Origin of the sequence: Streptomyces sp. P17 (assembly GCF_032436805.1) — a bacterium.
Lineage (GTDB): Bacteria > Actinomycetota > Actinomycetes > Streptomycetales > Streptomycetaceae > Streptomyces.
In genome coordinates this window covers 1-20,305 of the sequence record NZ_JAVRBF010000063.1, presented here as the reverse complement: position 1 = coordinate 20,305, position 20,305 = coordinate 1, and the positions used below count along the sequence as shown (strand labels likewise).

Annotated in this window: 19 protein-coding genes and 1 pseudogene; 6 read left to right on the top strand and 14 right to left on the bottom strand. The window is 70.7% G+C overall.

All coding sequences use genetic code 11. From position 1 onward, the window contains the following. Positions 1-9: 9 nt before the first annotated feature. The 4 genes from RMT89_RS32345 to RMT89_RS32330 are packed head-to-tail and all read right to left on the bottom strand — an operon-like array spanning position 10 to position 5,268. Positions 10-1,209: a TniB family NTP-binding protein gene (locus RMT89_RS32345; RefSeq protein ID WP_315887300.1), complete on the bottom strand. Its 1,200-nt coding sequence runs from the start codon at positions 1,207-1,209 to the stop codon at positions 10-12. Beyond that, the gene (locus RMT89_RS32340; RefSeq protein ID WP_315887299.1) at positions 1,209-3,371 is read right to left on the bottom strand and encodes a Mu transposase C-terminal domain-containing protein; all 2,163 of its coding nucleotides are present in this window, start codon (positions 3,369-3,371) and stop codon (positions 1,209-1,211) included. Before RMT89_RS32340 ends, RMT89_RS32345 begins: the two co-directional genes overlap by 1 nt. Next, entirely contained in the window at positions 3,368-4,159 is a 792-nt protein-coding gene (locus RMT89_RS32335) for a TnsA-like heteromeric transposase endonuclease subunit (RefSeq protein ID WP_315887298.1), read from the bottom strand. The genes RMT89_RS32340 and RMT89_RS32335 overlap by 4 nt, the downstream gene beginning before the upstream one ends. Next, positions 4,135-5,268, bottom strand: coding sequence for a TniQ family protein (locus RMT89_RS32330; protein ID WP_315887297.1), 1,134 nt, complete (start codon positions 5,266-5,268; stop codon positions 4,135-4,137). The genes RMT89_RS32335 and RMT89_RS32330 overlap by 25 nt, the downstream gene beginning before the upstream one ends. A 107-nt stretch (positions 5,269-5,375) precedes the next feature. Here RMT89_RS32330 and RMT89_RS32325 point away from each other — a divergent pair, with 107 nt between their 5' ends. Then, the gene (locus RMT89_RS32325) at positions 5,376-6,551 is read left to right on the top strand and encodes a hypothetical protein (RefSeq protein ID WP_315887296.1); all 1,176 of its coding nucleotides are present in this window, start codon (positions 5,376-5,378) and stop codon (positions 6,549-6,551) included. Positions 6,552-6,861: 310 nt separating this feature from the next. On the opposite strand, the gene RMT89_RS32320 is transcribed toward RMT89_RS32325, so the two are convergent. From RMT89_RS32320 to RMT89_RS32305, 4 genes are all read right to left on the bottom strand, one after another. Beyond that, the gene (locus RMT89_RS32320) at positions 6,862-8,493 is read right to left on the bottom strand and encodes a phospho-sugar mutase (RefSeq protein ID WP_315887295.1); all 1,632 of its coding nucleotides are present in this window, start codon (positions 8,491-8,493) and stop codon (positions 6,862-6,864) included. 302 nt (positions 8,494-8,795) lie between these two features. Then, a complete protein-coding gene (locus tag RMT89_RS32315; protein WP_315887294.1) occupies positions 8,796-9,620 on the bottom strand; it encodes a purine-nucleoside phosphorylase in 825 nt (274 codons plus the stop codon). A 106-nt stretch (positions 9,621-9,726) separates the two neighbouring features. After that, positions 9,727-10,041: a hypothetical protein gene (locus RMT89_RS32310; protein WP_315887293.1), complete on the bottom strand. Its 315-nt coding sequence runs from the start codon at positions 10,039-10,041 to the stop codon at positions 9,727-9,729. Then, complete coding sequence (locus RMT89_RS32305; protein WP_315887292.1) at positions 10,035-10,472, bottom strand: gamma-glutamylcyclotransferase; 438 nt, start codon at positions 10,470-10,472, stop codon at positions 10,035-10,037. The genes RMT89_RS32310 and RMT89_RS32305 overlap by 7 nt, the downstream gene beginning before the upstream one ends. Positions 10,473-10,569: 97 nt before the next feature. Between RMT89_RS32305 and RMT89_RS32300 the strand changes: the two genes are divergently transcribed. Together RMT89_RS32300 and RMT89_RS32295 are read left to right on the top strand one after the other, a co-directional pair. Then, positions 10,570-12,018 (top strand): NAD(P)H-quinone dehydrogenase, encoded by a 1,449-nt coding sequence (locus RMT89_RS32300; protein WP_315887291.1) that lies wholly within the window; start codon positions 10,570-10,572, stop codon positions 12,016-12,018. A gap of 166 nt (positions 12,019-12,184) precedes the next feature. Continuing rightward, the gene (locus tag RMT89_RS32295) at positions 12,185-13,120 is read left to right on the top strand and encodes a DeoR/GlpR family DNA-binding transcription regulator (protein ID WP_315887290.1); all 936 of its coding nucleotides are present in this window, start codon (positions 12,185-12,187) and stop codon (positions 13,118-13,120) included. Positions 13,121-13,200: 80 nt separating this feature from the next. Here the strand turns inward: RMT89_RS32295 and RMT89_RS32290 are convergent, their stop codons facing one another. Further along, positions 13,201-13,749, bottom strand: coding sequence for a helix-turn-helix domain-containing protein (locus RMT89_RS32290; RefSeq protein WP_315887318.1), 549 nt, complete (start codon positions 13,747-13,749; stop codon positions 13,201-13,203). Between the two features lie 70 nt (positions 13,750-13,819). On the opposite strand from RMT89_RS32290, the gene RMT89_RS32285 reads away from it, so the two are divergent. Then, positions 13,820-14,455 carry a hypothetical protein gene (locus tag RMT89_RS32285; protein WP_315887289.1) on the top strand — a complete coding sequence of 212 codons (636 nt, stop codon included), beginning with the start codon at positions 13,820-13,822 and terminating at the stop codon, positions 14,453-14,455. A gap of 87 nt (positions 14,456-14,542) precedes the next feature. Here the strand turns inward: RMT89_RS32285 and RMT89_RS32280 are convergent, their stop codons facing one another. Next, complete coding sequence (locus tag RMT89_RS32280; RefSeq protein WP_315887288.1) at positions 14,543-16,315, bottom strand: biotin carboxylase N-terminal domain-containing protein; 1,773 nt, start codon at positions 16,313-16,315, stop codon at positions 14,543-14,545. A gap of 382 nt (positions 16,316-16,697) precedes the next feature. Between RMT89_RS32280 and RMT89_RS32275 the strand changes: the two genes are divergently transcribed. After that, on the top strand, positions 16,698-17,153 hold the full coding sequence (locus RMT89_RS32275) for a hypothetical protein (RefSeq protein ID WP_315887287.1): 456 nt from the start codon (positions 16,698-16,700) through the stop codon (positions 17,151-17,153). A 166-nt stretch (positions 17,154-17,319) separates the two neighbouring features. On the opposite strand, the gene RMT89_RS32270 is transcribed toward RMT89_RS32275, so the two are convergent. The 4 genes from RMT89_RS32270 to RMT89_RS32255 form a co-directional block, all read right to left on the bottom strand. Continuing rightward, positions 17,320-17,928: a nucleoside triphosphate pyrophosphatase gene (locus RMT89_RS32270; protein WP_315887286.1), complete on the bottom strand. Its 609-nt coding sequence runs from the start codon at positions 17,926-17,928 to the stop codon at positions 17,320-17,322. A gap of 4 nt (positions 17,929-17,932) precedes the next feature. Continuing rightward, a complete protein-coding gene (gene mmpB / locus RMT89_RS32265; protein ID WP_315887285.1) occupies positions 17,933-18,061 on the bottom strand; it encodes a morphogenic membrane protein MmpB in 129 nt (42 codons plus the stop codon). 89 nt (positions 18,062-18,150) lie between these two features. Next, positions 18,151-18,360: an acyl-CoA carboxylase epsilon subunit gene (locus RMT89_RS32260; RefSeq protein ID WP_315887284.1), complete on the bottom strand. Its 210-nt coding sequence runs from the start codon at positions 18,358-18,360 to the stop codon at positions 18,151-18,153. 14 nt (positions 18,361-18,374) lie between these two features. Further along, positions 18,375-19,970 (bottom strand): acyl-CoA carboxylase subunit beta, encoded by a 1,596-nt coding sequence (locus RMT89_RS32255; RefSeq protein WP_315887283.1) that lies wholly within the window; start codon positions 19,968-19,970, stop codon positions 18,375-18,377. Positions 19,971-20,081: 111 nt separating this feature from the next. Here RMT89_RS32255 and RMT89_RS32250 point away from each other — a divergent pair. Further along, positions 20,082-20,305 (top strand): annotated as a pseudogene (locus RMT89_RS32250) (biotin--[acetyl-CoA-carboxylase] ligase); the annotation flags it as partial.

The window sequence follows — 20,305 nt, the reverse complement described above, 5'->3', positions numbered from 1 at the left end:
CCGGCCCCCTTACGCACTTCCGTCAGCCGCGGCCCGCTTACCGTCCTGCTTCTGCTTCGCCTGCCTCGCGTTCTGGCGGGATTTCAGATCCGTGACCTTGGCGTAGGCGCGTTCGTGGGCGTACGACAGGACGATGGAGTCCATGACCTCGCGCGTGATGGCCTCGGTGCCCTGCTGGACGGCGCGTACGGCGCTGCGGCGGATGAGGGCGTGCAGGCCGGCGATGCTGCCGTCGGTGCGTTCGTGCAGGTAGCGCCAGTGCCGGCGGGTCAGGCTCTCCTCCTCGTGCCGGTACAGGGCGAGCGACCTCTCCAAGGAGCGGATGACGCCGACCCACTGGAGGATGCCGTCGTCGCTGTCGAGGGCGAAGGGCGCGAGTTCCTGACGGTTGAAGCGGCCGGCGGTCTGGGTCCGGACGTCGCCGGCCGGAGCCGGAGTCCTGGTGCGGCCGGAGCGTTTGCGGGGGATGGCGGGGCCGCCCTCGCTGAGCAACGGGCTGTTCTCGAGGTCGGCACCGGTGCCGATGATGGTGCACGGGGCGTGGTTGGCGAGGAACTTGATGTGGTCGTTGGAAGCCCGGCCTTCCTTGAAGGAGCAGTCCAGGAAGTGCAGGTCGTCAAAGACGATCAGCTGGGTGCCGCACGCCGTGAGGGCGGTCAGGACGCGGTCGTCGATGGTGTCCTTGGTGCCGCTGGTGGGGACGTTGAGGTAGCGGGCGATCGCGAGGGAGATCTGCTTGGGGGTGACCTGGTCGGTGAGCGAGATGTAGACGACGGGGACGTAGTCGCCGAGCCGGTCGGGGGCGAACCGTTCGGGGAAGTCCTCCCGTAGTTCCTGCTCGAACTTCCGGGCGATCATCTTGACCAGGGTGGACTTGCCGACCGTCGGCGGACCGTCGATGAGCAGGCCGAGCCGGGCGCCGGGCGGCGCCATCTCGTTGGCGGCCAGCAGTTCCGTGATCTCGGTCTCGAAGTGCCGCACGGCCGGTGTCCAGGCCAGCACCAGGGCGCTGTGGTAGCGGTTGCGGCTGCGGTTCAGGCGACGCCGCTCAGCATCATCCTCGTCCATGGCCAGGTAGACCTCGTACGGCGGCAGCAGCGGCCGCGAAGGCGGCTCGTAGAACACGTACCCGAACCAGTCCTCCTTGGTCCGGGGTTCGGCCAGCCCGGGATGCAGACAGTCGCCCGCGCCGACGGGCGGCGCGGCCATCACGGTGTGCCGTCCTTCTCCGGGCGGCCGCCCCACACCTCGTACGAGGGCAGGGCGTCGAAGTCGATCGTGACCTCTTCCTCGTTCTCGTTCCCGGGCGGCAGCGGTGGCACGGCCCGCAGGCGGGGTTCTGTGACGGGGGTGTCGGCGGCGGAGTCGACGAGTTCGGTGCGGGCCCTGTCCCGGGCCGCGGCTCTGGCGCATTCGGCGTCGCGGGCGCGTGCCCGGCGGGAGCGGGCGGTGGACGCCTCGGCGGCGTCCGTGCGGTTCTGCAGGTCCAGCAGCGCGTCCAGGACGGCTTCCTGGTCCTGCGGGTCGCGGCCACGCGCGCGCAGTTCCTGCTTGACCTGGCGCAGGGTGATGTCGGTGAACGGCTCCAGGCCGGTCAGCGCGTGGCTCCAGCGCAGTGTGTGCCAGACGCCGGTGTAGGGGTCGTGGAAGTAGACCTGGGTGACGTCCCGCGGGTCGTAGCGGACCGGCCAGGTGCCGTTTGCCTGCGGGTAGGGGGACTTGGTGCCGTTGTGGGCGCGCAGGACGGGCGCGCTGTAGTGCAGGTAGTCCTTTTGGATGCGTCGGTTGGTGATCGTGCACCAGTGGATGGGCAGGAGTTCCAGGAACAGGTTGGCATCGCGCGGGGCGGCGATGTAGCCGCAGCGGTGCACGGCGAGCCGGTAGGCGTCGTTCGGCGACAGGTTGATCTCCGGGAAGCCCGGCAGCACCAACCCCTTGTGCCGGCGGCTCTGGTAGACCGCGACGACATACTCGGCGAAGAACTCCTCCAGCTCCTCGATCGTCCAGCGGGCCACCGCGTCCACGTCCCGGCCCCGGTGCACCACGTGATTGCCCTTGTAGCCGGCGATGTGCTCGGAGAACTGGCTCCTGATCGTCTTGAACGCGGCCTCGACCTGCGGCTTGTCGGTGGGCCGGTACTTGCGGGTGTCCTGGATGGTGATCCCGTAGCGGCGGCACACGTTCTTCACCGCCTGCGAGGCGAACGCCTTGCCGTGGTCGATCACGATCTTCTCGGGAAACATCACCGGGCGGGCCGCGGCGGCCGCGAACCGCTCGTCCCGCGCGAGCAGCGGCTCGCACGGTAGCCGCAGCATCCGGTGCCGCAGCCCGTCGGGCCAGCCCGGACGCATCGGTTCCGGCATCATCGCGTCCGCGATCACCAGGCCCGCGTCCACCGCCTTCGTGCCCTTGGGCACCAGACGCCACCCCAGCAGACTGCGGGTGCACACGTCGATGGCGATCGTCAGGTCCACCGAGAAGACGACGTCCTCGACCGGATCGTAGGCGCGCACGTCCAGCCAGCTGGTGTCGATCATCACCAGCTCGCCGGGACGGCCGGCGGTGATCGGTCGGTAGTACCCGTCCGGCCGGTTCGCCACCGACTGGCGCGTCGTGGCCTGTCCGGTGGTGTAGAGGCCGGGCAGAAGAGCGGCCGCGTACCGGTTGAACGACTTCTGCGACGGCATCTTCACCGTGTCCGGGCCGTGGACGTCGGCCAGACGGCGCTCCACCCGGCGCCGCAGCCGGTTCAGGCTGCCGGTCGAGTCATCGGCCTCCGTCACATGATGCTGGGTGAGAATCGCGTCGATCAGCCGGGGATCCACACCCGCCAGCGGATCCGAGGGGCGGTGGCTGCGCCGGTCCACCAGCCCCCACGGGCCCTCCTCCCGCCACCGGCGCAGCCGGCGCCAGATCTGCTGCTCGCTGTAGCCCAGCTCCCGCGCCTTGCTCCGTACCCGCTGGACCAGCGGCAGGGCCGGGGCGTACTCCGGCCTCGGCTCGTCGGGCCGCTCGTTCTCCGGATCCCCGCTGCGATAGCCGGTGGTCATCTCCAGGAGGTGCTCCTGGGCGCTCTGGAGATCCTCCAGCTGCTTGTCACTCAGCTTGTCGAAGAGCGCGGCGGCATCCAGCCACAGTTTCCGCTCCACAGCGTCCTGTTCACCGCTGGGTTCACCCTCGGGGACCTCGCTGTCGTCGCAGGGGCGGAAGGTGGGGTCAGAGAGCAGGTGCCCCACACCGATCACGGTCCACGCTCCGCTTTCCGAACGCAGTCGCACCCCGTCGTCGGTCACCCCGGTCACGGTGTGCACCTCGTCGTCCAGCCACAGCCGCGTTCCCTGCCGCAGCCGCACCGCGCCGTCAGCCGTCATGCCCCCACCTCCGCCGCGGTCTTCACCAGCGTCGTATCCCGCAGTGGACGGTCCAGGTCCGTGACGATCCGCTGATGCCACATCAAGTGGTACAGGACCCCGCGAGCCAGATCCGGGAACTCCATGAACCGCATCAGCTCCCCGATCTCCACCGGCTCACGGGCCAGTTCCAGCAGACGCGGCACCAGATCCGCACCCAGATGCAGCGGGCGCCGGGCACTGGACAGCAGATCGACGTTCACCCACAGCTGCCCGCTCGGCTCCGACACCATCGCGTACTCCCAGCCCAGCCGCTCACACACACGGCGAGTGCGCTCCTCCTGTAGCAGCACTTTCGGGTCATCCCGCAGCTCGGGGTTCTTCACGTCCAGCAACAGCACGCTGCCGTCCCAGCGGCGCGCGAAGACATCCGGCGTGTGCCGCCACGCTCCCCGGGCGTCGATGGCGTCGAACTCCAAAGGCTGCGTGACGAAAGCCGACACCCGCGGATCGAAGTCCAGCAGCGTCAGCCACTTCGACTCCAGCACGCTCTCGTACTCGGCGAAGTCACCCCACTTCGCCGCCCAGTACTGACCCGGCATGTGCCCCTGGTCCCGGTGGCTGGGAATGGCCCGCACCATCCGGCCGTCCTCGAACCGTACGCCGGCCGCCTCCTCCAGCCGCACCAGATGCTCGACCCCCTCGGCATCGACGTACCGCACCCGCACCAGGTCGATCTCCCGGACCGACGCATCCGACGGTTCCGGCACTTCCGTGTCCCCGCTCACCGCGAACTCCCCTTCTCCCATGGACTCCTGGCCGAACGTCCCACCGGCACCTGTGCCGCCACCGCCTCCGCGAAGACCTCCGGCACCGCGAGCCGCGCCAACGGCCGAGCCGCCAGACACCCCTCGTCCGCCGCCGTCCGCACCAGCGGCGCAAGCCGCCGCGACAACTCCCGCACGTCCTCGGCCGCCAGCAGGGGCATCACCACCGTGAGGAACGCCGCGGCCGCCACGGCCGACGCCGGACCCCACCCGAACCGGCCACCATGCGCACCGCGCTCGACGCGCTCCTCCAGCAGAACCCGTGCACACCAGCCAGGCACATCCGGCAGACGCCCCAAAACCCTCGGCAGCCCCAGCCGCAACAAGATCACACACGCGCGAAACGCCGCGAACCACTCACCCGCCGCCACCTCCGCGCCCCCCAGCCCCGGACGCACCCGCCCGCACGCGACGTCCAGCCACCGCCGCTGCGCCTCGACCGTCCCGCCATCCGCCCGGCTCACACGAACCGCGGGCAGCCACTGCGAGCACGGCCTCCCGCGAACGGAGTTCGCACAGCAGGTCGGCGGCCTGACCCACTGCGCCGGCACGACCCGAGGCCGCTCCCCACCCCACCGCAGCACCCAGCCGCACGACGGACAACGATCCAGCAGCACCACCCGGTGCTCGGGGCACACCACCGCACACGACAGCTTCCACCACAGCTGCCACACCCCTCCGGACACCAGCAGACAGCACGGACACGCCCGGCTTCCGTGCACCGCCGCCCACTCCTGCCCCGCAGACGGCCGCCGCGCCCGTCCCGCCGCGAGCACCGCCGACACACTCAACGGACCCCCTTCGAAGACGGACAGGTGCATGGCGTCCACCCGCTCATCGGGCACACCCGTCGCCGCGAACACCGTTCGCCGGACCACCTTGTCGGACCGCACCCCGAACAAGGGGGGCCGCACATCCGCGGAAGCCCCCCGTAGGCCAAGCCCCATCATGGTCGCGACCTCGGCCGGCGGACACCGGTTCACGCGCGCCATACGGTCCACCCACGACTCGAACGCCTCGCCCGCCCGCGGAGCCGTGACCAGAGCTAATCGCCGTGGCGACACGCGCGCACCCCCCGAAGGTGACCCCATCACTCTCATCTAGGGGTTCACGCTATCAAGTGCACTATCAGGTTGGAGTTCACACTCTCATCCTGAGCTTCGGCTCTCAGGTCTCCCTCGGCCTGACTGAGGTGCGGTTGCGTGCCCGGCGTCGGCAGCGGGCGTGTGCGCTGGCTGCCGCCGGGGGTGTCACGGCGGCCGTGCCGGGCGGTGACGTGCCCCTGCGGCGGGGTGTGTGGCTCGGTGTGGTCGGACTGGTCGCGGTGGTGGTCGGGGGTTTGCTGGTCGGGGTTCCCGGTTCGGCCGGGTGGCTGCTGATCGGGCTCGGGCTCACCGCCCTCGTGTCGGCCGGGCTCGGGCGGTACCGCGCCGTGCGGTTGCGGTCGGCACCCGTGCCCGTGCTGCGAGTCCTGGTACGGGACGACCCCGCGGCCCGGACCGAGGTGTTCGCCGCCGATGACGTGGCCGCGCTGCGGCCGCTGTTCACCGTCTCCGCGTTGCCGCTGACCTCCGACGAGGAGGAGGGCGAGGAGGAGGACGACGGCGACGAGGACGACGAAGAGCTTCTTGAGCAGCTCGACGACGACACCCCGGGACCTCTGCGTGAAGCCGTGCTCTACGGGCTGCCCTACGACGGTGCCGAGGTCGTCGTCGTCAGTGCCGACGAGGATCGGGACGAGCTGCCCGTCGTCGAGCGGTCGGTCGGGCCGGTGCGGCCGGTGCGGGACGCGCCGGTGGCCGAGGAGGGGCCGGCCGACGTGGCGATGGTTGCGCAGCCCGTGCTGCGCCGACGCGCGGGGTGGCTGGACTGGCTCGCGGCCGCGCTGCTGGCGCAGTGGGGCGTCTGGCTGAGCTGGGCCGCGTTCACCGATGCCGGGGTTCCACTGTGGCAGCAGGTCGTGATCCTGGTACTCGGGCTGTGCGGTGCGGCTCGGATGCCGGTGAAGGTGGGCTGGCGGATCACCGCCGACCGGACCGGGCTGTGGATCAACGGCCTGTTCAAGGTGGTCCACATTCCCTGGGACGACTTCCGTTCCGCCCGTCACCGGTCGATGGAGCTGAAGCTGCGGTGGCGCGGCGGTCGGTCCTGGGCCGTGGCCGCGCCCCGGTGGAGGTGGCTGGAGCGGCGGCGCGGGCTGACGCATCCGTACGACCGGCTGGCCGCCGAGCTCACCGCCCTGTGCACCGAGCCCGCCCTGCGACCCACGGGGGACAGCGACGTACGCGACCGCGGCCGCGTGCTGTGGCCGTGGGCACTGCTGCTCGCGGTCGCCTGGGTCGCGGCCATGGTCGTCGCCCGGGCCGCGCTGTAGGGGGGTACGGCGTCGGGTCGCGCCGTTGTGGGGGTACAGCGTGGGGTCGCGCCGTTGTGGGGTTGCGGCGTGGGGTCGTGCTGTGGGGGTGCCGTGTCGGGTCGCGCCGTTGTGGGGGTACGGCGTCGGCCGCGCTGCTGTGGGGCCGCGGCGTGGGGTCGCGCCGTTGTGGGGGTACAGCGTGGGGTCGTGCCGTTGTGGGGGTACGGCGTGGGGTCGTTGCGTGGCCCGCGTCAACTGCCGCGCCGAAATCACCCGATGGGGTGCCTCCGTGCGGGGGCACCCCATCGTCGGTCGCTGGTGTTACGGATCAGATGCCGGCCGCCGCCGACAGGTCCCGCTTGATCGCCTCCAGGAGGTCGGTGGCCCTGGCGCGGGCCGCCGACAGGGCGGAGTGGTCGGCGACCGGGACGACGACCTCCAGGTAGCACTTGAGCTTGGGCTCGGTGCCGCTCGGGCGGACGATCACGCGGGCGCCGTCCAGGGTGTAGCGCAGGCCGTCGGTGGGCGGGAGCCTGTCCGTGCCCTGGGTGAGGTCCTCGGCGCGGGTGATGGACAGCCCGGCCAGCTCGGTCGGCGGCTGCTCGCGCAGCCGGCGCATGGCGTCCGCGATGACGGAGAGGTCCTCGACGCGGACCGAGAGCTGGTCGGTGGCGTGCAGCCCGTGCTCCACGGCGAGGTCGTCGAGGAGGTCCAGCAGTGTGCGGCCCCGCTCCTTGAGCCCGGAGGCGAGTTCGGTGATCAGCAGGGCGGCGGTGATGCCGTCCTTGTCGCGTACGCCGTCGGGGTCGACGCAGTAGCCGAGGGCCTCCTCGTAGCCGTAGCGCAGGCCGTCGACCCGGGCGATCCACTTGAAGCCGGTGAGGGTCTCCTCGTAGGGGAGGTTCGCCTTCTCGGCGATCCGGCCGAGGAGGGAGGAGGAGACGATGGACTCGGCGAAGGTGCCGGTCGCGCCGCGTCGGACGAGGTGCGCGGCGAGCAGCGCGCCGACCTCGTCGCCCCGGAGCATGCGCCAGGTGTCGTTCTGCTGCACGGCCACGGCGCAGCGGTCGGCGTCCGGGTCGTTGGCGATGACGAGGTCGGGGTTCGTCTCGCGGGCCTTCGCGAAGGCGAGGTCCATCGCGCCGGGCTCTTCCGGGTTGGGGAAGGCGACGGTGGGGAAGTCCGGGTCGGGCTCGGCCTGCTCGGCGACGAGCGCGGGCTCCGGGAAGCCGGCCCGCGCGAACGCGGCGAGCAGGACGTCCTTGCCGACGCCGTGCATGGCCGTGTAGACCGTGCGGGCGGTGCGCGGGGAGTCCTGGGCGAGGACGGCGTCCGTGCGGGCGAGATAGGCGCCGAGGACGCTGTCGTCCAGGGTCTCCCAGCCGGTGGTGGGGCGGGGGACGGTGGTGAGGGAGCCGATGGCGGCGATCTCGGCGGCGATCTCGGCGTCGGCGGGGGGCACGATCTGGGAGCCGTCGCCGAGGTAGACCTTGTAGCCGTTGTCGCGGGGCGGGTTGTGGCTGGCGGTGACCTCCACGCCGGCGACCGCGCCGAGGTGCCTTATGGCGTACGCGAGGACGGGGGTGGGGAGGGGGCGGGGGAGTACGGCGGCCCGCAGTCCGGCGCCGGTCATCACGGCGGCGGTGTCGCGGGCGAAGTCCTCCGACTTGTGGCGGGCGTCGTAGCCGATGACGACGAGGCCGCCCTCCTGGCCCTGCTTCTTCAGGTACGCGGCGAGGCCGGCGGCGGCGCGGATGACGACCGTGCGGTTCATGCGCAGGGGGCCGGCGCCGATTTCGCCTCGCAGGCCCGCGGTGCCGAACTGGAGCGTGCCGCTGAAGCGTGCGGCGAGCTCTGCGGTGTCCTCGGCGTCGATCAGCTTGGCGAGTTCGGCACGGGTGTCCGCGTCGGGGTCCTCGGCCAGCCATGCCTTGGCCCGGGCGATGAGATCGTCTTGCACGTCGGGTCAGCCTCTCGTGTGTTCGTGCGGCGCGGTGGGGGTGACGGCGAGTTTCGTTCGCCCCGCCGCCCCTACCCGTCCCTCCCCCAGAGGGGAGACCCCCACTGGGGGCTGCGCCCCCAGACCCCCCTTCGGCCTGAACGGCCTCGTCCTCAAACGCCGGACGGGCTGAAAATCAGCCCCTCCGGCGTTTGAGGAGCGGGGGTCCAGGGGGCAGAGCCCCCTGGGGCGGGGTCGAAGGGGCGGCAGCCCCTGGAGGATGGGACGGGTAGGGGCGGCGGGGGCGAAAAAGGTCTGCTGGTTTACAGGCGGCCCAGTACCTGTGCCAGCAGCGAGCCCATCTGGGTCGCGCTGTCGCGGCCCGCCTGGAGGACTTCCTCGTGGTTCAGGGGCTCGCCCGTCATACCGGCGGCGAGGTTGGTGACCAGGGAGATACCGAGCACCTCCGCGCCCGCCTCACGCGCCGCGATCGCTTCGAGCACCGTCGACATACCCACCAGGTCCGCCCCGATGACCCGGGCCATACGGATCTCCGCCGGAGTCTCGTAGTGCGGGCCGGGGAACTGGGCGTAGACGCCCTCCTCCAGCGTGGGGTCGATCTCCTTGCACAGCGCCCGCAGCCGCGGCGAGTAGAGATCCGTCAGGTCCACGAAGTTCGCGCCCACGATCGGCGACGTCGCCGTGAGGTTGATGTGGTCGCTGATCAGGACCGGCTGCCCCGGGCGCATGCCCTCCCGCAGACCACCGCACCCGTTCGTCAGCACGACCGTCTTGCAGCCGGCCGCGACCGCCGTACGCACACCGTGCGCGACCGCGGCCACGCCACGGCCCTCGTAGTAGTGCGTACGCCCGAGAAAGACCAGTGCCCGCTTGTTGCCGATCTTGTACGAGCGGACCTTGCCGCCATGGCCCGCCACCGCCGGCGGCGGGAACCCGGGCAGCTCGGTGACCTGGAACTCGGCGTCGGGAGCGCCGAGGGCGTCCACGGCCGGCGCCCAGCCGGAGCCCATCACGAGGGCGACGTCGTGGGTCTCGGCGCCCGTCAGTTCGCGCAGGCGAGCGGCGGCGGCATCGGCGGCGGCGTGAGGGTCGCCCTGGATGTCGTCCGGAAGAAGAGATGCGTTCACGCCGACGAGGGTAGCCGGTCAATGCCTACGCGCGTAGATGACAGAGCCCACGGGATGGCGATCGTTGTCTTGTTGTTTCCGACGAAACGCGCCGCGGGCAGGGCGGTCATTCCTCGGTGACGAAGGCGTCCCCGTCGTTGAAGACCTCGACGATGAAGATCAGCAACCGGCCCATGCTGACGGTGTACTCGGCCAGGATGTTCTGGGTCAGCCGGATGGTCCTGTCGTCGCCCGTGGCGCTTACGGGACGGGACAGGGCGGGAAACGGGTCACGCGCCAGCAGCGAGATGCCCTTGTCGAACGCGGCACGCTGCTGGTCGTCGAGCCGGTCACGCCCAGCGGCGGCCTGCTCGGTGAAGTAGGTCTGGTAGGTGCGCGAACCGGCATGAGCCGAGTTTATGGCCGGTCCAGCCCTCAGCAAGGCCGCTTCCGCAGCTCCATCACATAGTCGTGCGGCGCCCCCGCCGACTCCGCCGCGTCCGCGACCTCGCCCAGGTACCGCGCCGACGGCAGGCCGCCCTCGTAGCCGTTCAGGACGTAGACCCACGCCGACTCCTCGCCCTCCAGCGTGACCGCCCGTACCCGGGCCCGGCGGTAGACGCCCAGGCCCACGCCCTCCCAGCGGTCCAGGGACTCCTCGTCCATGGGGGCGATGTCGTACAGCGCGACGAAGACCTGGGAGAAGGGATCCTCGACGATCGTCGCCAGCGCGCCCTCCCAGCCCATCTGCTCGCCCCCGAAGGTCAGCCGCCACCCGTTCAGCCAGCCGGTGGCGCGCAGCGGCGAATGCGGGGCGCGGCGGGTCATCAGCCGCGCGTCGAGGTTGCCGGCGTACGCGGCGTAGAGCGACATGGGGAGAGGGTACGGCAGGGCGCAACGGCAGTCCCTCCCGTAACAGTGGGGTCTCGGGCGGGGCCCTGGGCCGTAGCACCGGGATACGTGCGGGACAATGGAGTACGTGACTCGGATCGTGATCATCGGTGGCGGACCCGGCGGATACGAGGCGGCCCTGGTGGCCGCCCAGCTCGGCGCGGAGGTGACCGTCGTCGACTGCGACGGCCTGGGCGGGGCGTCGGTGCTCACCGACTGCGTGCCGTCGAAGACCCTTATCGCTACGGCCGAGGTGATGACCACCTTCGATTCGTCGTACGAAGAGCTCGGCATCATCGTCGCCGACGACACCCCCCACATCGACACCCCCGCCCGGGTCGTCGGCGTGGACCTCGGCAAGGTCAACCGACGGGTCAAGCGGCTCGCGCTCGCGCAGTCGCACGACATCACCGCCGCCGTCACCCGCGCCGGCGCCCGGGTCATGCGCGGCCGCGGACGGCTCGACGGCATGCAGGCCCTCGACGGCTCCCGCAAGGTGATCGTCAGGACCGCCGACGGCACCGAGGAGACCCTCGTCGCCGACGCCGTCCTCATCGCCACCGGCGGTCACCCGCGCGAGCTGGACGACGCCCAGCCCGACGGCGAGCGCATCCTCAACTGGACCCAGGTCTACGACCTCGACGAGCTGCCGGAAGAGCTCATCGTGGTCGGCTCGGGTGTGACCGGCGCCGAGTTCGCCGGTGCCTACCAGGCCCTCGGGTCGAAGGTCACGCTCGTGTCCTCGCGCGATCGAGTCCTTCCCGGTGAGGACCCCGACGCCGCCGCCGTCCTCGAAGACGTCTTCCGCCGCCGTGGCATGAACGTCATGGCCCGCTCCCGCGCCTCCGCCGCCAAGCGCGTCGGCGACCGCGTCGAGGTCACCCTCGCCGACGGCCGCGTCATCACCGGCTCGCACTGCCTCATGGCCGTCGGCGCCATTCCGAACAGCGCCGGGCTCGGCCTGGAGGAGGCCGGTGTCAGGCTGCGCGACTCCGGTCACATCTGGACCGACAAGGTGTCCAGGACCACGGCCCCGGGTGTGTACGCCGCCGGTGACGTCACCGGCGTCTTCGCCCTCGCGTCGGTGGCGGCCATGCAGGGCCGTATCGCCATGTACCACTTCCTCGGCGACGCGGTGGCTCCGCTGAACCTCAAGACGGTCTCCTCCAACGTCTTCACCGACCCCGAGATCGCGACCGTCGGCTACTCGCAGGCGGACGTGGACGGCGGGAAGATCGACGCCCGTGTCGTCAAGCTCCCGCTGCTGCGCAACCCGCGCGCCAAGATGCAGGGCATCCGGGACGGCTTCGTCAAGATCTTCTGCCGTCCGGGCACCGGCATCGTGGTCGGCGGTGTGGTCGTGTCCCCCCGCGCCTCGGAACTGATCCACCCCATCTCGATCGCCGTCGACAACAATCTGACGGTCGAACAGATCGCGAACGCGTTCACCGTGTACCCGTCTCTTTCGGGGTCGATCGCCGAGGTCGCCCGGCAGCTGCACACCCGTAAGAGCGGCGCCGAGGTCTGACGGCTTGAACCGACTCCCCGCTGGTCACGGGGAGTTGTCGAGCATGCGTGCGGCATAGGCGCGGGGCGTAGCTCCTATACCACTTCCCGCCCTCCTGTGCGAACAAGTTCTGCTATTCGGCGCAAACTGCTGAAACCAGACGGTCGTTGGGGTTACTGTCAGTTTCGTGTTCGCTGCAGAACGTCGCCAATTGATCCTCGAAATGGTGCGAGCGAACGGGGCCGTGTCGCTCCGTGAGCTCGCCCGCGTCGTCCAGACCTCCGAAGTGACCGTACGGCGGGACGTGCGCGCGCTGGAGGCAGAAGGACTCCTCGACCGCCGACATGGCGGTGCGGTATTGCCGGGCGGGTTCACGCGGGAGTCCGGCTTTCCGCAGAAGTCACATCTCGCGACCGCCGAGAAGACGGCCATCGCCGATCTCGCCGCGAACTTCGTCGAAGAGGGCGAGGCCATCGTGGTCGGGGCCGGTACGACCACGCAGGAGCTGGCCCGTCGGCTGGCCCGGGTGCCCGGGCTGACCGTCGTCACCAACTCCCTGCTGGTGGCCCAGGCGTTGGCCCATGCGAACCGGGTGGAGGTCGTGATGACCGGCGGCACCCTGCGCGGTTCCAACTACGCCCTCGTCGGCTCGGGTGCCGAGCAGTCCCTCCAGGGTTTGCGGGTCTCCCGGGCCTTCCTCTCCGGCAGTGGCCTGACCGCCGAGCGCGGGCTGTCCACGTCCAACATGCTCTCGGCGTCCGTCGACCGGGCCCTGGTGCAGGCGGCGGCGGAAGTCGTCGTCCTCGCCGATCACACCAAGCTCGGTACGGACACGATGTTCCAGACCGTGCCCACGGATGTGATCACGCGGCTGGTGACCGATGAGCCGCCCACGCATGACGACCGTGCCCAGACCGAGCTGCAGGCCCTTGCCGATCAGGGGGTGCAGATCGCCGTGGCCGGGGCGAGTGGGAGCCAGGGGGGTGACGAAGTCCCGGCACGACGCGCGCGTTCCGTGCCGGGCCCTAGGCGGGCGGCTCCGGCGGGGCTTCGGTCGGCGGTGCTGGGGGAGCCGGTGCCGGCGTCCGAGCGGGCGCGGGTTGCTGATCTTCGGCGGCGGTAGGTTCGCCTATGCGTCGTGGGGGCTTGGTGGGGTGCGCGGGTGCTGGTCCGTTGTGGCCGGTCGCGCAGTTCCCCGCGCCCCTAGGTGGGTTTGAGGCCCCGTAGCGTCAGCATGAGCAGCCTGTCTGCCAGTTCCGGATCCCCGGGGGTCGCCTCCGCCGCCAATGCGATGGCGTGGGTCAGTTGCAGGAGGTCGCCGATCGCTACGCCGGGGCGGACCGCACCCGCCTCCTGCGCTCTGCTCAGCAGCTCATCCCCCGCCTCCCTGATCGGGTCGCTACAGCGGGACAGGGCCGATGTGTCGTCGTACGAGACGGACATCAGGGCTCGCGACAAGCCTCGGTACTCGCTCGCGTGCTTGACCATTTCCCTCAGCCACGTCACCAAGGCCGTGCACGGCTCCGGCGCCCGGCTCAGTTCCCGGGCCCGGGCGAGCAGGTCGCTCACCGCGTCCTCGAAGACCGCGCTCAGCAGGGCGTGGCGGTTGGGGAAGTGGCGGTAGAGGGTGCCGATTCCCACGCCCGCTCTGCGGGCCACGTCCTCCAGGGAAGCGTCCGTGCCGTGTTCGGCGAAGGCGGTGCGGGCCTCGGTGAGGAGGCGCTCGTAGTTGCGCCGGGCATCGGCGCGCATGGCGCGCGGAGCAACCTGCGGTGCCACCGCACCTCCACTCTCCGCGGTCCCGCGCGAGGTCGCGCCCACCATGGCTCCCACCTGCTCTCATCCGGGCCCGGCTCTGCCTTCAGGATGCCATCGCGCACCTGCGAGCGGCCTTCCCGCGCCGGTCACGGAGGAGGAGATCGTCCGGGACATCGCCGACGACCGCACGCTCACCGAAGTGGGCCTGTGGTGCTGGCTGTTCGGAGGGATCGCCATCGTGGTCGGCGCGCTGGTCGTGGGGCTGCCGGCGATGCGGTACTCGCCGAAGCTCGGGCGGTGGGGGCTCGTCCTGTTCGGCACCGGTCTGCTGGCCATCGCCTCGGCGCCGGAGATGGACGCGGTCGCCCTGGGCGGGCTTGAGGAGGGGGTGAGCCAGGATGCCCTGGCGAAGGCCGGGGAGGGCACGTACGGGCGGCTGGTGGTCGCCGTACCGACCTTCTACTTCGTCGTCGCCCACGTCCTCGGGGCGACCCTGCTCGGTGTCGCCCTGCTGCGCGGCCGGGTGATCGCGCCCTGGGCGGCCTGGCTGCCGATCCTGTCCATGCCGGTCAACGTGGTCGGGTACGCGGGCGGCATCATGCCCCTGACCGTCGTGTCCTTCGCGATGATGGCCGTCGCCTTCGCCCTGGCCGGACTCGTCGTCGTCCGCCACGGCACGGGCTGGACACGCACCCCGTAGAGGCCGCCGTCTCGGGGGACGGGGAAAACGAGGCGCCCGGCGGACTGACTGCTCCAGTCCGCCGGGCGCCTCGGGATGTCGTACGGCTCAGTCCTTGATCTCGCAGATCGCCGCGCCCGAGGTGATCGACGCGCCGACCTCCGCGGACAGGCCCTTGATCGTGCCGGACTTGTGGGCGTTGAGCGGCTGCTCCATCTTCATGGCCTCCAGGACGACGACCAGGTCGCCCTCCTTGACCTCCTGGCCCTCCTCGACCGCGATCTTGACGATCGTGCCCTGCATCGGGGAGGCGAGGGTGTCGCCGGAGGCGACGGGGCCGGACTTCTTCGCCGCGCGGCGCTTGGGCTTGGCGCCCGCCGCGAGGCCGGTGCGGGCCAGCGACATGCCGAGCGAGGACGGGAGGGAGACCTCCAGGCGCTTGCCGCCCACCTCGACGACGACCGTCTCACGGCCCGCTTCCTCGTCCGTCTCGGCGTCGGCGGGAGCGGCGAAGGGCTTGATCTCGTTGACGAACTCGGTCTCGATCCAGCGGGTGTGGACCGTGAAGGGGCCCTCGCTGCCGGTGAGTTCGGGGGCGAACGCCGGGTCCGTGACGACCGCGCGGTGGAACGGGATCGCCGTGGCCATGCCCTCGACCTGGAACTCCTCCAGGGCGCGGGCGGCCCGCTGCAGGGCCTCCTTGCGGGTGCGGCCGGTGACGATCAGCTTGGCCAGCAGGGAGTCCCAGGCCGGGCCGATGACCGAGCCGGACTCCACGCCCGCGTCCAGGCGGACACCGGGGCCGGAGGGCGGGTTGAACGCGGTGACCGTGCCGGGCGCCGGGAGGAAGTTACGGCCCGGGTCCTCGCCGTTGATGCGGAACTCGAAGGAGTGGCCGCGCAGCGCCGGGTCGTCGTAGCCGAGCTCCTCGCCGTCGGCGATCCGGAACATCTCGCGGACGAGGTCGATGCCGGCGACCTCCTCGGTGACCGGGTGCTCCACCTGGAGACGGGTGTTGACCTCCAGGAAGGAGATCGTGCCGTCCAGGCCGACCAGGAACTCGACGGTGCCGGCGCCGACGTAACCGGCCTCCTTCAGGATGGCCTTGGAGGAGGCGTACAGCTCGGCGACCTGCTCGTCGGAGAGGAACGGCGCCGGGGCCTCCTCGACCAGCTTCTGGTGGCGGCGCTGGAGCGAGCAGTCACGGGTCGACACAACGACGACATTGCCGTGCTGGTCGGCCAGGCACTGGGTCTCCACATGCCGCGGCTTGTCCAGGTAGCGCTCGACGAAGCACTCGCCACGGCCGAAGGCGGCGACGGCCTCACGGACCGCCGAGTCGTAGAGCTCCGGCACCTCTTCGAGGGTCCGGGCCACCTTCAGACCACGGCCACCGCCACCGAAGGCGGCCTTGATCGCGATGGGCAGGCCGTGCTCCTCGGCGAAGGCCACGACCTCCTCGGCGCCCGAGACCGGGTCCGGCGTGCCGGCGACCAGCGGCGCACCCGCGCGCTGGGCGATGTGCCGGGCGGCGACCTTGTCACCGAGGTCCCGGATGGCCTGCGGCGGCGGACCGATCCAGATCAGGCCCGCGTCGAGAACGGCCTGAGCGAACTCGGCGTTCTCGGAGAGGAAGCCGTAGCCGGGATGGATGGCGTCCGCCCCCGACTCGCGCGCCGCCTTGAGGACCTTCTCGATGTCCAGATAGCTCGTGCCCGGGGTGTCACCGCCCAGGGCGAACGCCTCATCCGCGGCGCGGACATGCAGAGCGTCCCGGTCGGGGTCGGCGTATACGGCCACGCTCGCGATACCGGCGTCCCGGCACGCCCGGGCCACGCGGACAGCGATTTCGCCACGGTTGGCGATGAGCACCTTGCGCACGATTGAGGCTCCCTCCTTGAAACAAGCCGAGTTTAGGGACTGCCGACACGGCACTTCGACCCGTCCCCAATGGTGAGCTTGCCCACACGGAGCGTGATTCGAGGCTCGCTCGACCCGCGAAATCCCTTGTCGCACCGCGGTACGAAGGACTCCTCCCGGAAACCCTAGCCGCCCGTTGTGGTCAAGGTCTCTGTCATCAGGTGCTGCGGGCCACTCAGTTTCTTTGTGGAGTCCCTACGAATGGCCCAACGATTCTTTGCCCCTCCCAGAACCCTTGTCCCGAGGTTTACCCGTTAGTAGCGTTCGCTTGTCTCGAACGTACTTGGAGTAACCGCAGTCCTGCTAGGACGGCGCTAGAGCGCTCGGAAGTGGGTGGGGGCCGGTGGTGCGCAGACCGGTGGCGTGGGTGGTGGCGGTCGTCCTCTTCGCCGAGGCATTCGGCATCGCGGCGGTCCAGTGGTTCCTGGGCGTGGTGGTCGACCGCCAGGACATGTCCCTGGCGGGCCTGGACCCCGATGTGATGTCGATGTCCTCGAAGATCGGCGGGGTGGCCTTCGGCCTGTACTTCGCGCTGTGCGGTCTGGTCGCGCTTCTGGTCGCGCTACGGGACCGTCCCGCGGCCGGCCTCGGGCGGATGCTGCTGATCAGCGCGGCGGTGGTGCACGGCCTGCTGGGGGCCTTCGCCTGGGGCCTGGTGGGCTGGGCGGCGTTCCTGTTCATGGTGGTGGTGCTGGGGCTGATCGTGCTGCTGTTGATGACGTACGACGCCCAGGAGGAGCCGGCCGACGCGCGGCCCGAGCCCGGACCGGAGCCCACGAACGGGGCCGCGCCCGCCTAGGGGGTGTTTTGAAAGTCCCGCACAGCACCCGCGGCGCCCGGCACGCACCCTCGCCGCACCGGCCAAAGACCCAAGTACGTCCAGTACGAGGGCCTTCGTCCGGCACGCCGAGGGCACGCACCGAACACCGCGGGCACCGCACAGGACTTTCAAAACACCCCCTAGGTCAGGTCCACAGGTCCGTGATGGAGGTCCCCAACTGGCCCAGCAGGCGCCGGACGAGGGGCAGGCTGATGCCGATGACATTGCCGTGGTCGCCGTCGATGCCGTCGATGAACGGGGCCGAGCGGCCGTCGAGGGTGAACGCCCCGGCGACGTAGAGGGGTTCGCCCGAGGCGACGTACGCGGCGATCTCCTCGTCGGTCGGGTCGCCGAAGCGGACGACCGTGGAGGCGGTGGCGGAGGCGTACCGGCCGCTCACCGTGTCCCAGACGCAGTGGCCGGTCTGGAGGGTGCCCGCACGGCCGCGCATCGACTTCCAGCGGGCCGTGGCGTCCTCGGCGTCGGAGGGCTTGCCCAGGGCCTGTCCGTCCAGATCGAGGACCGAGTCGCAGCCGATCACCAGCGCGCCCATGACCTCGGGCTTCGCCGCCACCACGGAGGCCTTCGCCTCCGCCAGGGCGAGCGCGAGCTCGGCGGGGGTGGGGGCGGTGACGGCGTCCTCGTCGACGCCGCTGACGATGACCTCGGGGTCCAGTCCGGCCTGGCGCAGGAGGTTCAGTCGGGCGGGGGACTGGGAGGCGAGGACGAGCCGACGGCGGGGCTGATCAGTCATGCGGTCAGCGTAGTCCGGCCACGAGTATGGCGAGCACACTCGCCAATGCCATGAGGACGCCGAGTCTCCGCAGCATGTTCTGCATGTCGCGGAGTTCCTTCGGCGGCTCGTCTTCGGGGTCGGACCACAACATGCCACCAGCGTGCGGCTGGGGGATGGAGGGCGCCTGAGTACGCGTACTCAAATGGCGCCCCTGGTTCCACCTCTGTGCGTGAGCGAGTCCTAACCGGGCCAGTAAGTACGTGCCCACGTCGTCGGGCCCGGCTGCGGCAGGCGGTGTGCCGCGATCCTTGCCGGGTCCGACCACGAGTCCCGTTCGGTGGGCGCGCCGGGCGGCACCGATGCCGCCGCCGCGGCGCGGGCTCTGACCACCGCCAGGGCGGCGGCCAGCTCCTCCGGGGTCGGGTTGCCCCGCAGCACCTTGATCGTCATGACGGCTCCTGGGGCTAGAGGGGGATGTTGCCGTGCTTCTTCGGGGGCAGGGACGCCCGCTTGGTGCGCAGCTGACGCAGGCCGCGCACGATGTGCCGACGGGTCTCCGACGGCATGATCACCGAGTCGATGTAGCCGCGCTCGGCCGCGATGTAGGGGTTGAGGAGGGCGTCCTCGTACTCCTGGATCAGCCGGGCGCGGGTCGCCTCCAGGTCGCCGTTCGCCTCGGCCTCGGCGATCGTGCGGCGGTGCAGGATGTTGACCGCGCCCTGGGCGCCCATGACGGCGATCTGGGCGGTCGGCCAGGCGAGGTTGAGGTCGGCGCCGAGGTGCTTGGAGCCCATGACGTCGTAGGCGCCGCCGAAGGCCTTGCGGGTGATGACGGTGATCAGCGGGACCGTCGCCTCGGCGTAGGCGTAGATCAGCTTGGCGCCGCGGCGGATGATGCCGGTGTGCTCCTGGTCGACGCCGGGCAGGAAGCCGGGCACGTCGACGAAGGTGAGCACCGGGACGTTGAAGGCGTCACAGGTCCGCACGAACCGCGCGGCCTTCTCGGACGCGTCGATGTCGAGGCAGCCCGCGAACTGCATCGGCTGGTTGGCGACGATGCCGACCGGGCGGCCCTCGACCCGCCCGAACCCGGTGAGGATGTTCGGCGCGAACAGCGGCTGCGTCTCGAAGAACTCGGCGTCGTCCAGGACGTGTTCGATCACCGTGTGCATGTCGTACGGCTGGTTCGCGCTGTCCGGCACGATCACGTCCAGCTCGCGGTCCTCGTCGCTGAGTTCGAGGTCCGCCTCCTCCGGGAAGGCCGGGGCCTCGGAGAGGTTGTTGGACGGCAGGTACGACAGCAGCTGCTTGACGTACTCGATGGCGTCCTTCTCGTCCCCGGCCATGTGGTGCGCCACGCCCGAGGCGGAGTTGTGGGTACGGGCGCCGCCCAGCTCCTCGAAGCCGACGTCCTCGCCGGTGACCGTCTTGATGACGTCCGGACCGGTGATGAACATGTGCGAGGTCTGGTCGACCATGACCGTGAAGTCGGTGATCGCGGGGGAGTAGACGGCCCCGCCCGCGCACGGGCCGACGACCAGGCTGATCTGCGGGATGACCCCGGAGGCGTGGGTGTTGCGGCGGAAGATCTCGCCGTACGCGCCCAGCGACGCGACGCCCTCCTGGATGCGGGCGCCGCCGGAGTCGTTGATGCCGATGACCGGGCAGCCGGTCTTCAGCGCGAAGTCCATGACCTTGACGATCTTCTGGCCGTAGACCTCGCCCAGCGCACCGCCGAAGACGGTGAAGTCCTGCGAGAACACGGCGACGGGGCGGCCGTCGACCGTGCCGTACCCGGTGACGACGCCGTCACCGTAGGGCCGGTTGTGCTCCAGGCCGAAGTTCGTCGACCGGTGCCGGGCGAACTCGTCCAGCTCGACGAAGGACCCCTCGTCGAGGAGGAGTTCGATGCGCTCACGCGCCGTCAACTTGCCCTTGGCGTGCTGCTTCTCGACGGCACGTGCGGAGCCGGCGTGCGTCGCTTCCTCGATGCGGCGCTGAAGATCCGCGAGCTTGCCCGCGGTGGTGTGGATGTCGATCTGCTCTTCCGGCTCGGACATCGGGATCGCGGCTCCCTGCCTGCTCAAAAGGGGGGACGGTTACTCATCCGTAGAGTAGTGGCGCGCCTACCAATCGGCAGTGCGGCGTTGGCCACACCTAGGGTGGCTTGCATGACGCCGCGAGATGCATCAGACGACAGCCGCTGGTCCGACCTTGACCGTCCGCCGCTCAATGGCCCGGCGCTGCGCCGGGCGCTGGTGAAGGACGGCGGGCACGGGGGCCTCTACTGCGACGTGGAGGTGGTGCAGCGCACCGGCTCCACCAACTCGGACCTGGTGGCCCTGGCCGTGGAGGGTACGGCCAGGGAGGGCGCGGTCCTGGTCGCCGAGGAGCA